The sequence below is a fragment of the Nocardia veterana NBRC 100344 genome (assembly GCF_000308855.1).
Taxonomy (GTDB): Bacteria; Actinomycetota; Actinomycetes; order Mycobacteriales; family Mycobacteriaceae; genus Nocardia; species Nocardia veterana.
Genome location: NZ_BAGM01000085.1, coordinates 1 through 16,421 on the forward strand (window position 1 = coordinate 1; position 16,421 = coordinate 16,421).

Annotated in this window: 13 protein-coding genes; 4 read left to right on the plus strand and 9 right to left on the minus strand. The window is 69.3% G+C overall.

The features are described from left to right. Window positions 1-275 precede the first annotated feature (275 nt). Window positions 276-1,412, plus strand: coding sequence for a 3-dehydroquinate synthase (gene aroB / locus ON37_RS14875; RefSeq protein WP_040720093.1), 1,137 nt, complete (start codon window positions 276-278; stop codon window positions 1,410-1,412). Window positions 1,413-1,463: 51 nt separating this feature from the next. On the opposite strand, the gene ON37_RS14880 is transcribed toward aroB, so the two are convergent. From ON37_RS14880 to ON37_RS14910, 7 genes are read right to left on the minus strand one after another with little or no spacing between them, the layout of a single operon-like run. Further along, a complete protein-coding gene (locus ON37_RS14880; RefSeq protein ID WP_083893002.1) occupies window positions 1,464-1,937 on the minus strand; it encodes a B-4DMT family transporter in 474 nt (157 codons plus the stop codon). A gap of 48 nt (window positions 1,938-1,985) precedes the next feature. Beyond that, the gene (locus ON37_RS14885) at window positions 1,986-2,828 is read right to left on the minus strand and encodes a shikimate dehydrogenase (RefSeq protein WP_040720095.1); all 843 of its coding nucleotides are present in this window, start codon (window positions 2,826-2,828) and stop codon (window positions 1,986-1,988) included. Then, entirely contained in the window at window positions 2,818-4,560 is a 1,743-nt protein-coding gene (gene mltG, locus ON37_RS14890; protein ID WP_040720096.1) for an endolytic transglycosylase MltG, read from the minus strand. The genes ON37_RS14885 and mltG overlap by 11 nt, the downstream gene beginning before the upstream one ends. Beyond that, a complete protein-coding gene (ruvX, locus tag ON37_RS14895; RefSeq protein WP_083893003.1) occupies window positions 4,553-5,167 on the minus strand; it encodes a Holliday junction resolvase RuvX in 615 nt (204 codons plus the stop codon). The genes mltG and ruvX overlap by 8 nt, the downstream gene beginning before the upstream one ends. Further along, complete coding sequence (alaS, locus tag ON37_RS14900; RefSeq protein WP_040720098.1) at window positions 5,167-7,833, minus strand: alanine--tRNA ligase; 2,667 nt, start codon at window positions 7,831-7,833, stop codon at window positions 5,167-5,169. The genes ruvX and alaS overlap by 1 nt, the downstream gene beginning before the upstream one ends. Before the next feature lie 57 nt (window positions 7,834-7,890). Beyond that, window positions 7,891-9,291 (minus strand): replication-associated recombination protein A, encoded by a 1,401-nt coding sequence (locus tag ON37_RS14905; protein ID WP_083893004.1) that lies wholly within the window; start codon window positions 9,289-9,291, stop codon window positions 7,891-7,893. 13 nt (window positions 9,292-9,304) lie between these two features. Then, complete coding sequence (locus ON37_RS14910) at window positions 9,305-10,474, minus strand: phosphotransferase family protein (RefSeq protein ID WP_040720136.1); 1,170 nt, start codon at window positions 10,472-10,474, stop codon at window positions 9,305-9,307. Between the two features lie 247 nt (window positions 10,475-10,721). Here ON37_RS14910 and ON37_RS14915 point away from each other — a divergent pair, with 247 nt between their 5' ends. Continuing rightward, a complete protein-coding gene (locus tag ON37_RS14915; RefSeq protein WP_040720102.1) occupies window positions 10,722-11,777 on the plus strand; it encodes a DUF2189 domain-containing protein in 1,056 nt (351 codons plus the stop codon). Window positions 11,778-11,786: 9 nt separating this feature from the next. Here the strand turns inward: ON37_RS14915 and ON37_RS14920 are convergent, their stop codons facing one another. Together ON37_RS14920 and aspS are read right to left on the minus strand one after the other, a co-directional pair. Next, window positions 11,787-12,761 (minus strand): DUF389 domain-containing protein, encoded by a 975-nt coding sequence (locus ON37_RS14920; protein WP_051031612.1) that lies wholly within the window; start codon window positions 12,759-12,761, stop codon window positions 11,787-11,789. A 91-nt stretch (window positions 12,762-12,852) separates the two neighbouring features. Continuing rightward, complete coding sequence (gene aspS, locus ON37_RS14925; RefSeq protein ID WP_040720140.1) at window positions 12,853-14,643, minus strand: aspartate--tRNA ligase; 1,791 nt, start codon at window positions 14,641-14,643, stop codon at window positions 12,853-12,855. A 179-nt stretch (window positions 14,644-14,822) separates the two neighbouring features. On the opposite strand from aspS, the gene ypfJ reads away from it, so the two are divergent. Both ypfJ and ON37_RS14935 read left to right on the plus strand, forming a co-directional pair. Next, window positions 14,823-15,746, plus strand: a complete 924-nt coding sequence (gene ypfJ / locus ON37_RS14930; RefSeq protein ID WP_040720104.1) for a KPN_02809 family neutral zinc metallopeptidase — start codon at window positions 14,823-14,825, stop codon at window positions 15,744-15,746. A gap of 97 nt (window positions 15,747-15,843) precedes the next feature. After that, on the plus strand, window positions 15,844-16,365 hold the full coding sequence (locus tag ON37_RS14935) for a hypothetical protein (protein ID WP_051031613.1): 522 nt from the start codon (window positions 15,844-15,846) through the stop codon (window positions 16,363-16,365). The last annotated feature ends 56 nt before the right edge of the window (window positions 16,366-16,421 follow it).

The following is a 16,421-nucleotide window of genomic DNA, read 5'->3' on the forward strand; positions in this document are numbered from 1 at the left end:
GGGCCGCCGGCCCCCCCGGCGACGAATCCGGCCGCCCGGACTACCCACGCCGCAACCAGGTCGGACGTATCACGTTCGGCGGCAACCCCTTCCGCGCCCGCGCCGCCCTCCGGGGCAGGAGCATCGACCGCCGAGGCGGTCCCCACCCCGAACCGGACGCGCCGTGGTGGGGAGCGGTCCGATCACGACGCCGCGCCCGGCGCCGGCCGGTCGCGCCGCGCCCGCGCTCGGCGCGCCCGCCTACGACGAGCACTAGAGGAATCGGAGCAGCACACATGAGTGAGCCCACCCGCATCGAGGTCCGCACCGCCGATCCGTATCCGGTGATCATCGGCCGCGGCCTGCTGGGTGAACTGGTCGAGCAGGTCACCCGGCATCCCGGCGTGCGGACGGTCGCGATCTTCCACCAGCCGCCGTTGACCGAGACCGCCGAGGTGGTCCGTCAGGCGCTCGCCGAACAGGCCGTCGGCGCACAGGGCGAGACCATCGACGCCCACCGCATCGAAATCCCCGACGCCGAGGCCGGTAAGGACCTGCCGGTCGCCGGATTCTGCTGGGAGGTGCTGGGCCGTATCGGGCTGACCAGGCAGGACGTGGTGATCAGCCTCGGTGGCGGCGCCGCCACCGATCTGGCCGGTTTCGTCGCCGCCACCTGGATGCGCGGCGTGAAAGTGGTGCACGTGCCCACCACACTGCTCGCGATGGTCGATGCGGCGGTCGGCGGCAAGACCGGAATCAACACCGAGGCGGGGAAGAATCTGGTCGGCTGTTTCCACGAACCGTCGGCGGTACTCGTCGACCTGGTGACCCTGGAAACCGTGCCGCGCAACGAGATCGTCGCGGGTATGGCAGAGATCATCAAGGCCGGATTCATCGCCGATCCGGTCATTCTCGACCTGATCGAGCGTGACCCCGAGGCCGCGCTCGACCCGACCGGAACGGTATTGCCGGAACTCGTGCGCCGCGCCATCCAGGTGAAGGCCGATGTCGTGGCGGCCGATCTCAAGGAGTCCAGCCTGCGCGAGATCCTCAACTACGGGCATACGCTGGGCCATGCCATCGAACGACGGGAACGCTACCGCTGGCGGCACGGCGCGGCCGTCTCGGTCGGCCTGGTGTTCGCGGCCGAACTCGGCCGCCTGGCCGGCCGTCTGGACGACGCCACCGCCGATCGGCACCGCGCCATTCTGGAAAGCGTCGGACTGCCGACCACCTACGACGCCGACGCGCTGCCGCAACTGCTGGAATCCATGCAGACCGACAAGAAGACGAGGTCGGGCATCCTGCGCTTCGTGGTACTGGACGGGCTGGCCAAGCCGGGCCGCCTGGAGGGCCCCGATCCGTCCTTGCTGGCGGCGGCCTACGCCACCATCGCCCGCGAGGACAGCCCAGCGGGCGGAATTCTGCTCTAGAACAGCAAATCCGGGCCGCGGGCATCCGCCTGCGGCCCGGATGGACCGGAATCAGGCCGGCGAGGCCGCCGCCGGCGGAACCGACGATTCGCCCTTGCGCTGCTCGCGACCGACCAGGAAGCGGCCGAGCGCCACCCCGACCATCGCCGGGATGAAGATCATCAGCACGATGAACGCGGCGCCGGCGGTCAGCTCGAACAACAGTCCGTTGTCGCCGAGATCGAACTTCGGCAGATAGTCCAGAATCCACGCCACGAGCCCGCTACCCAGGCCACCGACCACGCCGGCCTTCAGCCACCGCATGGTCAGGTCGGCGCCGCCGCGCTCCGGGTCCGGATAGTCCCGCCGATCGCCGCGACCGTCGAGCAGACCCCATGCGACCCCGACGACGACGAGGATGACCAGGCACAGAATGCGCATCCACGAACCGTTGGTCGGCCAGTAGATCATGCCGAAGCCCAGCAGGGTTCGCAGTACGACGGTCAGCGCACCGAGGACTATGGCGCGCAACACCCACGAATTCATGTCGATCACCTTAGCCTGTGTGATGCCGTCATCTAATTGGAACCCGTTCTAGACGTCGGGCAGGTCCACGGCGGCCGCCATCGCCGCCCGTGGGGCCGGCCGGCCGGTGAACTGTTCGACCTGCCCGTAGGCCTGGTTGAGCAGCATCTGCAGACCGCTGATCACCCTATTCCCCGCCGCGCGAACCGCGGCGGCCAACGGGGTGGGCCAGGGATCGTAAATCGCGTCCAGCACCACCGGCGCGGCCGCGACCGCCTCCGCCACCACTGCGGCGCCCGCGGCCGGCACCGAACTCACCACGGCGTCGGCCGCCGCGCAGGCCGCGCGGACGCGGTCGGTATCGAAGTCGGTGAAGTCGGTTGCCAGCCCGAGCTCCCGAGCCAGAGCCAGGGTCGGCTCGGCCCGCCCCGCATCCCGCGCGACGACCGTGACCGCACTCGCCCCGAGTTCCGCCAGCGCGAGCAAGGCCGGGCGCGCGGTCCCCCCCGCTCCGAGCACAACGGCCCGGGACACCGACTCCACGCCGCCGCCCTGTAAGGCGCCGCGTACCCCGTCGACGTCGGTGCAGTCGGCACGCCAACCGGTCGCGGTGCGCACCAGGGTGTTGGCCGAGCCGACCAGCACGGCGCGTTCGGTGCGCTCGTCGGCATGGTTCAGCGCGGCGACCTTCCCGGGCATCGTCACCGACAGGCCGACCCACTCCGCACCCAGTCCGTCGACCAATGCCGGGAGCTGTTCGGCCGTGCATTCGATGCGCTCATAGCTCCAATCCAGCCCGAGCGCGCGGTAGGCGGCCAGATGCAGCTGCGGGGAGCGGGAATGCGCGATGGGGCTGCCCAGCACGGCCGCCTTGCGCCGCGTCCCGGGCGCGGCGCCGTCGTTACCGGCCACTGTCGAGAATCCCGCTCTGTTGGGCGCGTTGGATATTGCGCAGATGTTCGGAATAGCTCTCGGTGAACAGGGTGGTTCCCTGCTTGTCGATGGTCACGAAATACAGCCAGGGCCCCGGTGTCGGATTTTCCATCGCCCGCAGCGCGTCCAGCGACGGCGAGGAGATCGGCGTCGCGGGCAGCCCGGCCATGGCATAGGTGTTCCACGGCGTCTTGCGCGCCCGGTCGGCATCGGTGGTCGCCAGCTCGGTGCGATCGAGGGTGTAATTGACCGTCGAATCCAATTGCAGCGGCTGATCGACCGCCAATCGGTTGACGATCACCCGCGCGACCTTCGTCATGTCCTGCGGCAGCGCCTCCCGTTCGACCAGCGACGCCGCGATCAGGGTGTGATAGGGGTCGAGCTTGTTGGTCGCCCCCGATTGCAGCAGACCGGTCGTCTCGTAGCTGGCGGCGCTCTCTCCGACGAGCTGCGCCAGAATCTGCTCCGGCGTTCCCGACGGATCGAAATCCCACGTACCCGCCGCGATCAGGCCCTCGAGCTGGCGGCTGCGGTCAGGCACCTTGCGCACCGCGTCCATCGCCCATGCCGGCACCCCCAACGCGGCGAGGTTCGGACTGGATCCCGCGGCGTCGAGTTGTTCGTAGGTGACACACTTCTTCGCGGCGCCGGTCCCGACGCAGCTGGCATCGGCGATCTTCCGATAGATGCCCTCGTTGCGGGCGCCGGTGTTCACATCGGTCGAATCGTGCAGGCGGCGGCCTTCCGACACCACCACGTTGCCGACCCGGGAACTCTTGTTCAACAGCGCGGCCACCGCGTCCGTGCCCTTGCTGTGCGTCGGCACCGCGTAGTAGCCCGGCTGGACCGAGGTGATACCCGAACTACGCACCGCCGCTTGATAAAAGGCGCCGGTGCTTTTGACGACACCCTTGTCCTGCATGGTCTGAGCGATCTGCTCGGCGGTATCGCCGGAATGCACCTGCACCACAGCCAGCGGGCCGGGTGGGCCGTCGAAATCCTCGGGGCCGCCCATCGACCGGATGAACTTGTATCCGGCGTAGCCGCCGGCGACCACGAACAGCACGACGAAAACACAGCCGAGCACGATGACGTTGCGGCGGCGCCGCTGTCGTTCGGCGGCCTTGCGCGATGCGACGCGCGAGCTGCGGCCGCGCCCGGACGACCCGGACCGGGTGGATTTCCCGGCGCTCCGGGTCGATTTCGCCGGTGACTTCCCGGCCGTTTTGCGCGTGGTTTCCCGCCGGGCCTCCCGCAGCGACCGGGCGGCGGCCGCGGCGCGGGGATTGCGAGTGGTGCGGCGCACCGGCGGCGCGGGCGGCTCCTCGACGGCAACCGGTTCGAGATCGGCTGCCGAATCGTACTCGTCCTCGCGGTAGCGATGACCGCGCCGGGCCCGGCCGTAACCGGGATCTGTGTCCTCGGCGGCGTAGTCCGGATCGACGTAGTCGGCCTCGGCGTAGCCGGGATCGTGCGGGGCGCCGTAGCCGGGATCGTGGTGGGCGCCGCCGTAACCGGGCGCCGCCTCGGCGTAGTGCGAGACCTGCTCGTCCTCGTCGACGTAACGCGGAATGACCGCGGTGTCGTCGTCCTCGTAGTCGTCCCATTCGTCCGTGGTGCTGCGATGGGCACCCCCACGCCGGTACCGCCGTTGCAGTTCATCGGCGCGTTTGCGGGAGCGCTCACCGGCACGGGACCAGCGGTCACTCATCCGACCACCTGGCCTCGTCGTCCCCGGCCGACCTCAACACCGCACTCCGTTCGTCCAACCACCCTTGCAGGATCGATACGGCGGCCGCCTGATCGATCACCTGCCGCCGGCCGCGCGTGCGAACACCGCTGTCCCGCAATGCACGTGCAGCTGACACCGTAGTCAAACGTTCGTCGGAAAGTCGTATCGGCACACCAGGAACCATGTCTCGCAACCGGTTCGCGAATCGCATCGCCAGGCGTGCCGAAGTGCCGTTGTCCCCGCGCAACGTGCGGGGAAGGCCGACGATCACCTCGACGGCCTCATATTCCCGCACAATCTCGGCAATCCGGGTCAGATCGGTGGCGGGAGCGCGTTTGCCCCCCTTGGCAGTCGGCACGGTCTCCACCGGGGTGGCGAGAATACCGTCCGGATCGCTGGCGGCCACACCGATCCGCACCGTGCCCACATCGATGCCGATGCGGCGGCCGCGGCCCGGATCGGTCCGCGCGTCCGGGCGCTCGGGAACCACTCGATCGCCCGTCCGCGCATCCGGTCCGGGCGGCCGGGACGGCTCCGGATCCGGCGTCTCCGAATTCTCGGTCTCCGAATTCTCGGATTTGTCCATCAGGCGGCGATCTCGGCCACCCGCGCGCGCACGCCGGCCAGGCCGGCCTCGATTCCGGAGGGATCGGAGCCGGCGCCCTGCGCCATCTCCGGCTTGCCACCGCCGCGACCGGCGATACTCGGGCCGAAGCTGCCCACCAGCTCACCTGCCTTGACGCCGAGCTCCTGGGCCGGCTTGTTCACGGCGACGACGAACGGCACCTTGCCGTCGACATTGCCGAGCAGGACCACCACGGCGGGTTCGCTGCCGAACCGGCCACGGATGTCGGTGGCCAGCGTGCGCAGATCGCCCGCCCCCACGCCCTGGGGCGCCGCGGCCGCCACCAGCAACACCTTGCCCACCCGCTGGGCCTGGTCGACGAAGGTCGCGGCCTGCGACAGCACGGCAGCGGCCTTGGTGCGTTCGAGTTCCTTCTCCGCGACCTTCAACCGCTCCACGAGCTGTTCCACCCGGGCCGGCACCTCCTCGGAGGGCACCTTCAGCGAGGCGGCGACACCGGCGAGCAGCGCCCGCTCCTTGGCGAGGTACTTGTAGGAGTCGAGCCCGACGAAGGCCTCGACGCGGCGAACACCGGAGCCGACCGACGATTCGCCCAGCAGGGTGATCGGCCCGATCTGCGACGAGTGTTCGACATGGGTGCCGCCGCACAGCTCCATCGAGAACGGCCCGCCGATCTCGACGACGCGTACCTCGGACCCGTAGTTCTCACCGAACAGTGCCAGCGCGCCCATCGCCTTGGCCTTGGGCAGATCGGTGACGAAGGTGTTCACCGGGAAATCCGAACCCACCGCGTCGTTGGACACGGCCTCGATGTCGGCCTTCTGCGACTCCGTGAGCTGGCCCTGCCAGTTGAAGTCGAAGCGCAGATAGCCGGGCTTGTTCAGCGAGCCGGCCTGAACGGCGTTGGGACCCAGCACCTGCCGCAGCGCCGCGTGCACCATGTGGGTGCCCGAGTGGCCCTGGGTCGCGCCGCGCCGCCACGCCGGATCGACCTGGGCGAGGACCGCATCGCCCTCGGTGATCTGGCCGCGTTCGACGGTGGTCTTGTGCACCCACAACTTCTTGGCGATCTTCTGCACGTCGTTGACGCGCAGCTCGGTGCCCGAGGCGGTGATGGTGCCACGGTCGGCGATCTGACCGCCGGATTCGGCGTAGAGCGGGCTGCGGTCGAGGATGACCTCGACGTTCTGGCCGGCGGTCGCGGTGGGCACCCGCACGCCGTCGGCGATCAGGGCGAGCACCCGCGCCTCGGTGGCGAGTTCGTCGAAGCCGGTGAATTCGGTGGCGCCGCGATCGACCAACTCCTTGTAGATGGACAGGTCGGCGTGGGCATGCTTGCGCGCCTGCGCGTCGTCCTTGGCACGCTGCCGCTGCTCGGCCATCAGCGCGCGGAAACCGGATTCGTCGACCTCGAGTCCGGCCTCGGCCGCCATCTCCAGGGTCAGGTCGATCGGGAACCCGTAGGTGTCGTGCAGGGTGAAGGCCTCACTGCCCGGGATCTTGCGGCCGCCGGCGGCCTTGACCTCGGCGACGGCGTCGTCGAACAGCTTCGACCCGGTGCTCAGGGTCTTGAGGAAGGCCGTCTCCTCCCCCACCGCGACGGTCTCGATGCGCGTGAAGTCGGTGGCCAGCTCCGGATACGACGGGGACATCAGATCGCTGACGACCTTCATGAACTCCCCGATCACCGGCTTCTCGGCGCCGAGCAGCCGGGCCGAGCGCACGATCCGGCGCAGCAGGCGGCGCAGCACGTACCCGCGGCCGTCGTTGCCGGGGTTGACGCCGTCGGCGATCAGCATCGCCGAGGTGCGGGCGTGGTCGGCGATCACCCGGAACCGCACGTCGTCGGTGTGCTCGACGCCGTAGCTCTTCCCGGTCAGCTCCTCGGCCTTGGAGATGATCGGCCGCAGCAGATCGGTTTCGTAGACGTTGTCCACGCCCTGCAGCAGCATCGCCACCCGCTCGATGCCCATGCCGGTGTCGATGTTCTTCTTCGGCAGCGACCCGATCGGCGGATAGCCCTGCTTCGGGCTCTGCTCACCGCGGATGTCCTGCATGAAGACGAGATTCCAGATCTCGAGATAGCGGTCCTCGTCGGCCACCGGGCCGCCCTCGGCGCCGTATTCGGGCCCGCGGTCGTAGTAGATCTCCGAGCAGGGACCACCGGGACCGGGCACGCCCATATCCCAGTAGTTGTCCTTGCCGTCACGGAACTGGATGCGCTCGGTCGGGATTCCGGCGACCCGATGCCAGATCTCGGCGGCCTCGGGGTCGCTCTCGTAGGCGGTGACCCAGATCCGCTCCGGGTCGAAGCCGAACCCGCCCTCCTCCTGGGACTTGCTGATCAGCTCCCAGGCGAAGGTGATCGCGCCTTCTTTGAAGTAGTCGCCGAAGGAGAAGTTGCCGGCCATCTGGAAGAAGGTGTTGTGGCGGGTCGTCACGCCCACCTCTTCGATGTCGCCGGTGCGCACGCACTTCTGCACGCTGGTCGCGCGGGCGAACGGCGGCGCCTCCTGGCCCAGGAAATACGGCTTGAACTGGACCATGCCCGCATTGACGAACAGCAGGTTCGGGTCCGGCAGGATCAGCGAAGCACTGGGTACCTCGGTGTGTCCGGCACGGACGAAATGGTCCAGGAATCGCCGTCGGATCTCGTGGGTCTGCACGAATATCCAGCCTACCGGGCGCGGTCCACTCGGTTTTCAGCGGTCGGGCGTGCTCGCTCAGCGGCCGCGGACGATTCGGCGCAGTTTGGTCACCCGCGGCCCGACCTCGCGCTCGTAGCCGTGATCGGTCGGGGTGTAGTAGTCGGCGCCGACGAGTTCGTCCGGCGGATACTGCTGGGTGAGCACGCCGTCCGGATGGTCGTGCGGGTACTTGTAGCCCTGCGCGTTGCCGAGTTTCGCCGCCCCGGCGTAGTGACCGTCGCGCAGGTGCGGCGGCACGGCACCGGCCTTCCCCGCGGAGATGTCGGACAGCGCGGCGCCGATGGCCGCGGCAACCGCGCCGGACTTCGGTGCGGTGGCGATGTGGATGGTGGCGTGCGCGAGCGCCAGCTGCGCCTCCGGCATTCCGACCAGCTGCACCACCTGTGCGGCCGCCACCGCGGTCTGCAGGGCGGTCGGGTCGGCCATGCCCACATCCTCGGACGCCTGGATCATCAATCGCCGCGCGACGAACCGCGGATCCTCGCCGGCGCTGATCATCCGGGCCAGATAATGCAGGGCCGCGTCGACATCGGAGCCGCGCAGCGACTTGATGAACGCGCTGATCACGTCGTAGTGCTGATCCCCGGCCCGGTCGTAACGCACCGCTGCCCGATCGACGCTGGCCTCCACCAGATCGACGTCGACGATCCCGTCCAGCGACGACTCCGCGGAGGCCTCCAGCGCCGTGAGCGACCGGCGGGCATCACCGCCGGCGATGCGCACGATGTGGTCCAGGGCGGCCTCGGTCACCGTGTACTGCCCGCCCAGCCCGCGCTCGTCCTCGATCGCGCGGCGCAGCACCGTCCGGATATCGCTGTCGGACAACGACTTCAACTGCAGCACCAGTGAACGCGACAACAGCGGTGAGACCACCGAGAAGGACGGGTTCTCGGTGGTGGCGCCGACCAGCAGCACCACCCGGTTCTCCACCGCCGCCAGCAGCGCATCCTGCTGCGTCTTGGAGAACCGGTGCACCTCGTCGATGAACAGCACCGTCTGCTCCCCCGCCAGCAACCGCCGCCGCGCCAGCTCGATGACCGCCCGCACCTCCTTGACCCCCGCCGAGAGCGCGGACAAGGCTTCGAAGCGACGCCCGGTCGCCGTGGAGATGAGAGCCGCCAGCGTGGTCTTTCCGGTGCCCGGCGGGCCGTAGAGCAGCACCGACGCCGCACCGGAGCCCTCGATCAGCCGGCGCAGCGGCGATCCGGGACCGAGCAGATGTTGCTGCCCGACCACCTCGTCCAGATTCGCCGGCCGCATCCGCACGGCGAGCGGCGACATCCGGCCCACCGGGGGCAGCGCGGCGGAGCCGCCGGGCGACTCCTCCACCTCCGGCGCCTCGAACAAACCTTCGCTCACGCCTCGACCGTACCGATATCCCCCGACAAGCTGCCGTCGCGGACCCAGGGCCCACATCGGGCCGGGCGGCTCACTCCGCCCAGAGTTCCTCGAGGGTGGCGGAGACGTGCTCGGCGAAATCGCCGAGCGTGTCGTCGCCCGTGCAGCGGGCGTCCTCGGCCAGAGCCGCCCAGCGGTTGATCAACGCGGCCGAGCGCGGCACCGACAGGCCGTGCTCGCGTGCGGCGGCGATCCGGGTGTGGTCGGCCGGCAGGAACCAGTAGGTCGTCAGCCACACCCAGATCAGCCGGGCCTCGAGAATCCGCTCGGCCAGCAGATCGTCGTCGCCCAGGGCGGGCCACACACCGACCACTTCCGAACGCCAGGCCTCGACCATCTGGTGTGCCCGTTCACGGGAAAGCTCGAAATCGCACAGACAGCCGGGGAACGACACCAGGGCGTAGGCGATGTCGAGGGTGGCGTCGCGGAAACCGCCCCACTCGTAGTCGAGGAAACGCGCACCCTCGTCGTTGAGGATCACATTGTCCGGACACAGGTCGGAGGGGCTGAAGGCGCGGAAGCGGCCCCCGGAGAACAGCCGGTTGCCGCGCACGATCCGCTCGGCGATCTCGCCCGGCACCTCGATGCCGACCTCGCGGGCCAGCATCCCGGGCACCTCGCTGATCGCGGCCTCCGACTGCTGGGCGATCCCGTCCACCCGATGTCCCACGTCGACGCGCCGCAGCAGCGCCACGAAGTCGGCCTCCCGGCCCACGGTAGCGGCGTGCATCCGGCCCAGCGCCTGCGCGAAGGCCATTTGCGCGTTCCGGGTCGCGGGCTCCACGCCCGACTGCAGCACGGAGGTCAGCGACATGTTCTCGCCCAGGTCGCTGAGAATCAGCAGCCGATCGGGCAGGCTGTGCGCCAGCAGGTACGCGCCGGGACGATGTTGGCTGCTCAGCGCGGTGGTGAACTGATAGGACACCGCCTCGCGCAGAAACGCCGAGTCGATACTCGCCACCCCCGGCGCCAACCCGCCGATGCGCCGCTCCTGGGCGGCGCCGCGGACCTGCTTGACGATCAGGGTGCGGGGAAGTGAGAAGGAGTTCTCCGCTACGCGCACGCGCAGCACCGTCGTCCTGCCACTGCCACTGAGTTCGATCGGATCGCTCAGCTTCACCGCAGCACCCATGCGCTTGGTAAGCAACTGTTGTGCCGCGGACACGACTTCGGCGGCGCGTTCGGCCAATAGTGCGGTCATCGGATCCCAAGTTACTCGCTTCAGGTCACTTTCAGCGAGCGGTTCGGCAACCTTTCGCGCGTCGCCCGGCGTGTCCCGGCCGACCACCTGCGACCGGAACGAGATGCTCATTACGCTCACCCGGGTGCGGACCACCCTCCGCCCGACATCACACCCCTCGCTTGACACGCCCGGCGTCGTCCGGTTGTGTCGAACTCCCAACTGCAGTGTGCCGCACCAGAACCCAGGTGATCCGAAAGGTCCGACGATGACCGACTCCCCGCAGTCCGCACCCGGCGACACCGGCGAAGGCGGTGACCGGCGACCGGAGAGCCGACCAGGACAGCACGCGAGCGGACCCGGCCCCGCGGGGCCCGGACCCGGCGCCCAGTCCGGACGACACGAGATGGCCGGGGCTGCCGGATATCCGCAGTTCGACGGACCGGGCGCCGCCCAGTACGGTGGCGTGCCGGTCGAGCCGCCGCCACCCGTCGCGCCCGCCACGGGGGTTCCTCCGGTGGCGCCGAGTTCCGGATCCCCCGGCCCGCAGCCGACCCCGGGTCCGACCTACGGACCGCCCGGCAGCGTCCCGCCGGGCTCCTATCCGCCGGCCGGTCCGGATCGGAACTGGCCCGACCCGAATACCGGGCCGGCGCCCCAGGGTTCGATGCCGCCCGGCTACGGCGTTCCCGCGGGCTATGCCGCACCGGCGGGACTCAACGTCGGCCGCGCACTCGGCTTCGCCTGGGAACGCTTCCGCGCCAACCCGATTCCGTGGATCGCGATCACACTGGTCGGATTCGTCGCCTACCTCGCCGTGACCGTCGTCGTCAATGTCACGGGCATGAATTCCCTGCTGCCGGTGCTCCTGGTCGCACTGATCGTCGCGGCGGTGGTCTGGTTGTTGCAGGCGGCGATGATTCGCGGCGCACTCTACGAAACCGACGGCACCCCACCGGATTTCCAGTCCTTCTTCAGCTTCGTGAACGCTGGTAACGTCCTGATCACCGCCCTGCTGGTCTTCCTGGCCGCCTGCGTCGGAGCCGCGCTGTGCATCCTGCCGGCCATCGTCGTCGGCTACCTCGGGATGTTCTCCCTGCACTATGTGATCGACCAGGACACCGACCCGTTCACGGCGATCAAATCGAGTGTGCGGCTGGTGATCTCGAACTTCGTGCCGACGCTGCTGCTGGCCCTGACCGTCGCCGGGCTGACCCTCGTCGCCGCCGCCTTGTGCGGCATCGGTCTGCTCGTGGTCGGCCCGCTGACCGTCATCGCCGTCACCTACTCCTACCGGATGCTCAGCGGCGGCCTCATCGCGTGAGCCGCTCGCTCACTCGGCGCCGCCGAACCACCGGCGCGACAAGACCTTCCACCGCGTCCGCCGCGGCGGCCCCAGCGCGTGACCGTGATGGGGCCGCACCTGCAACACGATGATGCCCGCGACCACGATGCCGATCATGTTCACCCCGAGCTGACCGATCGACATGAAAGCCTTGTGCCATTCGCCCACGGTGGCGGCCACCGCGGCGAAACCCGCGGCGGGAATGGTCGTGACCGAGATGAAGACCCCCACCAGCGCCGCGGATTTCGCCGTGACCAGCGACATCATCCCCGCGGCCCCGGCCAGCAACGCCACCACCAGGGAGAACGGCCCCACCTCGTAGATGAAGTCCACGTTGTGGATGGAGTGGATGCCGTCGACGGTGATCCAGCCGAGCTGTTCCCAGATCAGCGAGGCCATCGTCGCGATACCCATCGCCACCGGAAAACCGATCAGCAACGCGATCGCCGACCGCCGGGCCAGGCGGAAGTTCCTGCGCACCACCGCGACCGCCACCGCGGCCAGCGGCCCGAATTCGGGTCCGACCACCATCGCCCCGACGATGGTCACCGGCGAATCGGTGGCCACACCCACCACCGCCAGCAGGCAGGCGATCGTGATGAACGCGAGGAAGGTCGGATTGAGCGTGGACTCCTCGTGGGTCTGGGCGAGCAGTTCCTCCCAGACGACGGCATCGGCCGGATCGCCCGGCGCGGCGTCCACGGCGCGTTCGGCCGGAACCGACAGCACCGTCTCCACCGGTGACATCATGATGCCGCCGTGGTCGGGAATGCCCAGCCCGCGCAGCCCCGCGAGGATGTCGTTGGCGGACTCGCGCGCGATATCGGCCTGGATCAGGTCACCGGGCGGTTCGATCGAGGCGCCGCGCTGCACTGTGATCAGCGTGGCTCCGGGCTCGGAGCGCAGTGCGGTCAGCGCGGCCTCGGTCGACTCCGGTGGGCAGACCACCCGCAGGTGCAACACCGGCGAAACCCCTTGTCGTCGACGATCGTCCGGCACCGGGCGGTGCCGGACGATCTGCAGACTAGCGGTCGCGGTGCGCGAATGCCCGCAGTCAGGCCCGGACGGGGACCGGGTTGCCGTGCTCGTCCAGCACGACGTCCAGCCCCGCCTCCTTGCGCTGCTGCGCGGTGATCGGCGCGGGCGCCTCGGTCAGCGGATCCACCCCGCCGCCGGACTTCGGGAACGCGATGACCTCGCGGATCGAGTCCACGCCGGCCAGCAGCGCCGTGATGCGATCCCAGCCGAAGGCGATGCCGCCGTGCGGCGGGGCCCCGAAAGCGAAGGCGTCCAACAGGAATCCGAACTTCTCCTGCGCCTCGTCGTGGCTGATCCCCATGACCTTGAACACCCGCTCCTGCACGTCGCGGCGGTGGATACGGATACTGCCACCGCCGATCTCGTTGCCGTTGCAGACGATGTCGTAGGCGTAGGCCAGCGCCGAGCCGGGATCGGTGTCGAAGGTGTCGATCGATTCCGGCTTGGGCGAGGTGAACGCGTGGTGCACCGCGGTCCACGCCGAATGCCCCAGTGCCACATCGCCGCTGGCGGTGGCCTCGGCGGCCGGTTCGAACATCGGCGCGTCCACGATCCAGACGAAGGCCCAGGCGTTCTCGTCGATCAGGCCGCATTTGCGGGCGATCTCGCCCCGCGCCGCACCGAGCAGCGCCCGGCTCGACTTGACCTCACCCGCGGCGAAGAAGATGCAGTCGCCCGGTTCGGCTCCCACGTGCGCGGCCAGCCCGTCCCGCTCGGCATCGGAGAGGTTCTTGGCGACCGGCCCGCCGAGCGTGCCGTCCTCGTTGACCAGAATGTAGGCCAGCCCCTTGGCGCCGCGCTGTTTCGCCCATTCCTGCCAGGCGTCGAGCTGGCGGCGCGGCTGACTCGCACCACCGGGCATCACGACCGCACCGACGTACGGCGCCTGGAACACCCGGAAGGTCGTGTCCCGGAAGTACTCGGCACATTCGGTGATCTCGACGCCGAAACGCAGATCCGGCTTGTCGCTGCCGTACCGGCGCATGGCCTCGGCGTAGGTCATGTGCGGAATCGGGGTCGGGATGTCGTAGCCGACCAGCTTCCACAGCGCCACCAGGATGTCCTCGGCCAGCAGGATCACATCCTCCTGGGTGACGAAGCTCATCTCGATGTCGAGCTGGGTGAACTCCGGCTGCCGGTCGGCCCGGAAGTCCTCGTCGCGGTAGCAGCGCGCGATCTGGTAGTACCGTTCCACGCCCGAGACCATGAGCAGCTGCTTGAACAGCTGCGGGCTCTGTGGCAAGGCGTAGAACTTGCCGGGCTGCAACCGGGCCGGGACCAGGAAGTCGCGGGCGCCCTCCGGCGTGGACCGCGTCATCGTCGGCGTCTCCACCTCGACGAAGGCATGCTCGGCCAGCACCTCGCGGGCGGCGGCGTTGACCTTCGAGCGCAGCCGGATCGCCCGGGCCGGACCCTCGCGGCGCAGATCCAGATAGCGGTACTTCAGCCGCGCCTCCTCACCGGGCTGCTCGTCCAGCTGGAACGGCAGCGGTGCGGCCTCGTTGAGCACCTCGAGCTCGGTCACGTTGACCTCGATGGCACCGGTCGGCAGGTTCGGGTTCTCGCTGCCGTCCGGCCGCGTCTCCACCACACCGGTGACCCGCACGCAGTACTCGGCGCGCAGTTTGTGCGCCTGCTCGGCCGGCGCGCCCTCGCGGAAGACCACCTGCGCGACCCCCGACGCATCCCGCAGATCGATGAAGATCACGCCACCGTGGTCTCGCCGCCGGGCCACCCAGCCGGTGAGGGTGACGGTCAGACCGGCGTGCTCGCTTCGCAGCGAACCAGCCAAGTGGGTGCGCAGCACGGGAATCCTTTCGACGACACGGGGCACCGGGCACGGAACGACCTGGTGCGCCCCCATGGTAGTGAGACACGATCGGCGGACGGAAACCGATATCCGACTCCCCGTGTCAAGCTGTACGACGCACACGTGGCCGCGGCCGGCCACGCGAGGTTCGTGATTCACGCGAGAGGGCGACCAGGATGACCTTCAACGAAGGTATGCAGATCGATCCGGACCGGGTTTCCTCCGGTGGCGGGCCGGGCATGGGCGGCAAACTCGCCCTCGGCGGTGGCGCCGGCGGATTGATCGTGCTGGTGCTGGCACTGCTGTTCGGCGGCGATCCGGGTTCCCTGCTCGGGCAGTTCACCGGAGCCGGAAGCAACACCGCCCAGCAGGGCAGCGCCGGTACGCCCGCCCACTGCAAAACCGGCGCGGACGCCAACAAGTACGTCGACTGCCGGGTCGCCCTCACCGCGCAGAGCCTCGATTCGGTGTGGGGCGCCGAGCTGGCGAAACAGACCGGGCGCAAATACGTGCCACCGAAGGTCACCCTGTTCACGGGCGCGGTAGGAACCGGCTGCGGGCGCGCGACCAGCGCCGTCGGCCCGTTCTACTGCCCGGCCGACCGCACCGCCTATTTCGACACCAGCTTCTTCCAGGAGCTGGTCGATCGGTTCGGCGCCAGCGGCGGGCCGCTCGCACAGGAATACGTCGTCGCGCACGAGGTCGGTCATCATATTCAGAATCTGCTCGGCGATTCCGGTCGCGCACAGCGTGATCCGAAGGGCCCGGAATCGGGTTCGGTGCGGCTGGAGCTGCAGGCCGACTGCTATGCCGGTTTGTGGGCCTCCTATGCCGACAAGCTGCCCGCCCCCGGCAGCAACCAGCCGTTCCTGAAGCCCTTGTCCGACAAGGATATTCAGGATGCGCTGTCGGCCGCGGCGGCCGTCGGCGACGACCGGATCCAGAAAGCCGCCACCGGGCGGGTCAACCCGGAGGGCTGGACGCACGGTTCGTCGAGCGAGCGGCAGAAGTGGTTCCTGACCGGCTACCGCACCGGACAGGTGAAGGCGTGCGACACCTTCTCGGCCACAGATCTCGACAATCCGCCGGCGCTGCGGTGACCGGCCGGGGCGCTTCGAGGGCCGGGTTCGATCGGCCGTCACGTTCGACAACAGCAGCGGTGACCGCGATGTGGGTGGAGGGATATCGGTGAACGACATGCGGACACGCGCGGGTGCCCGCGCGATCGCGGCCGGATTCGCGTGCGCGATGGCACTTTTCGGCGGGGCGGTGACGGCGGTGGCCGACGAACCCGCACCGCCGGCGCTCGCGGTGGCACTGACCACGATTCCGGGTGGGGAGAACGCCGGTGTGACTCCGGCGCCGACATTGCTGGTGTACTCCGATGGGCGTGCGGTCCACAGCCCGGATGCCGCCACACCGGATCGTCCGGCGGACAAGGCGCCACAGCAGCGCAACGGGCACGTCCCCCTCGATGTGGTCCACGCCGCGGCCGAGGACGCGAAGAAGCTGGCGGCGGCGGACCTGGGTATGCCGAAGGACGGCAGTGGCGGCTCCACCCTGCTGGATTTTCTGGGAAGCACACCCGACCAGGATGTGCACCTGGTGGTGTACTCCCCCGGCGGGACCGACGGACTCACCGACGCCCAGAAGGCGGACCGCACCCGCTTCGCCGACCTGTGCAAGAAGCTGGTCGACGGCTTCGTCGCCGACCGCTGACTCCATCCGGTCGCCGGTCCGCGCGACCGGAAAAACCGGTGGCGCAGCGGGTTTCG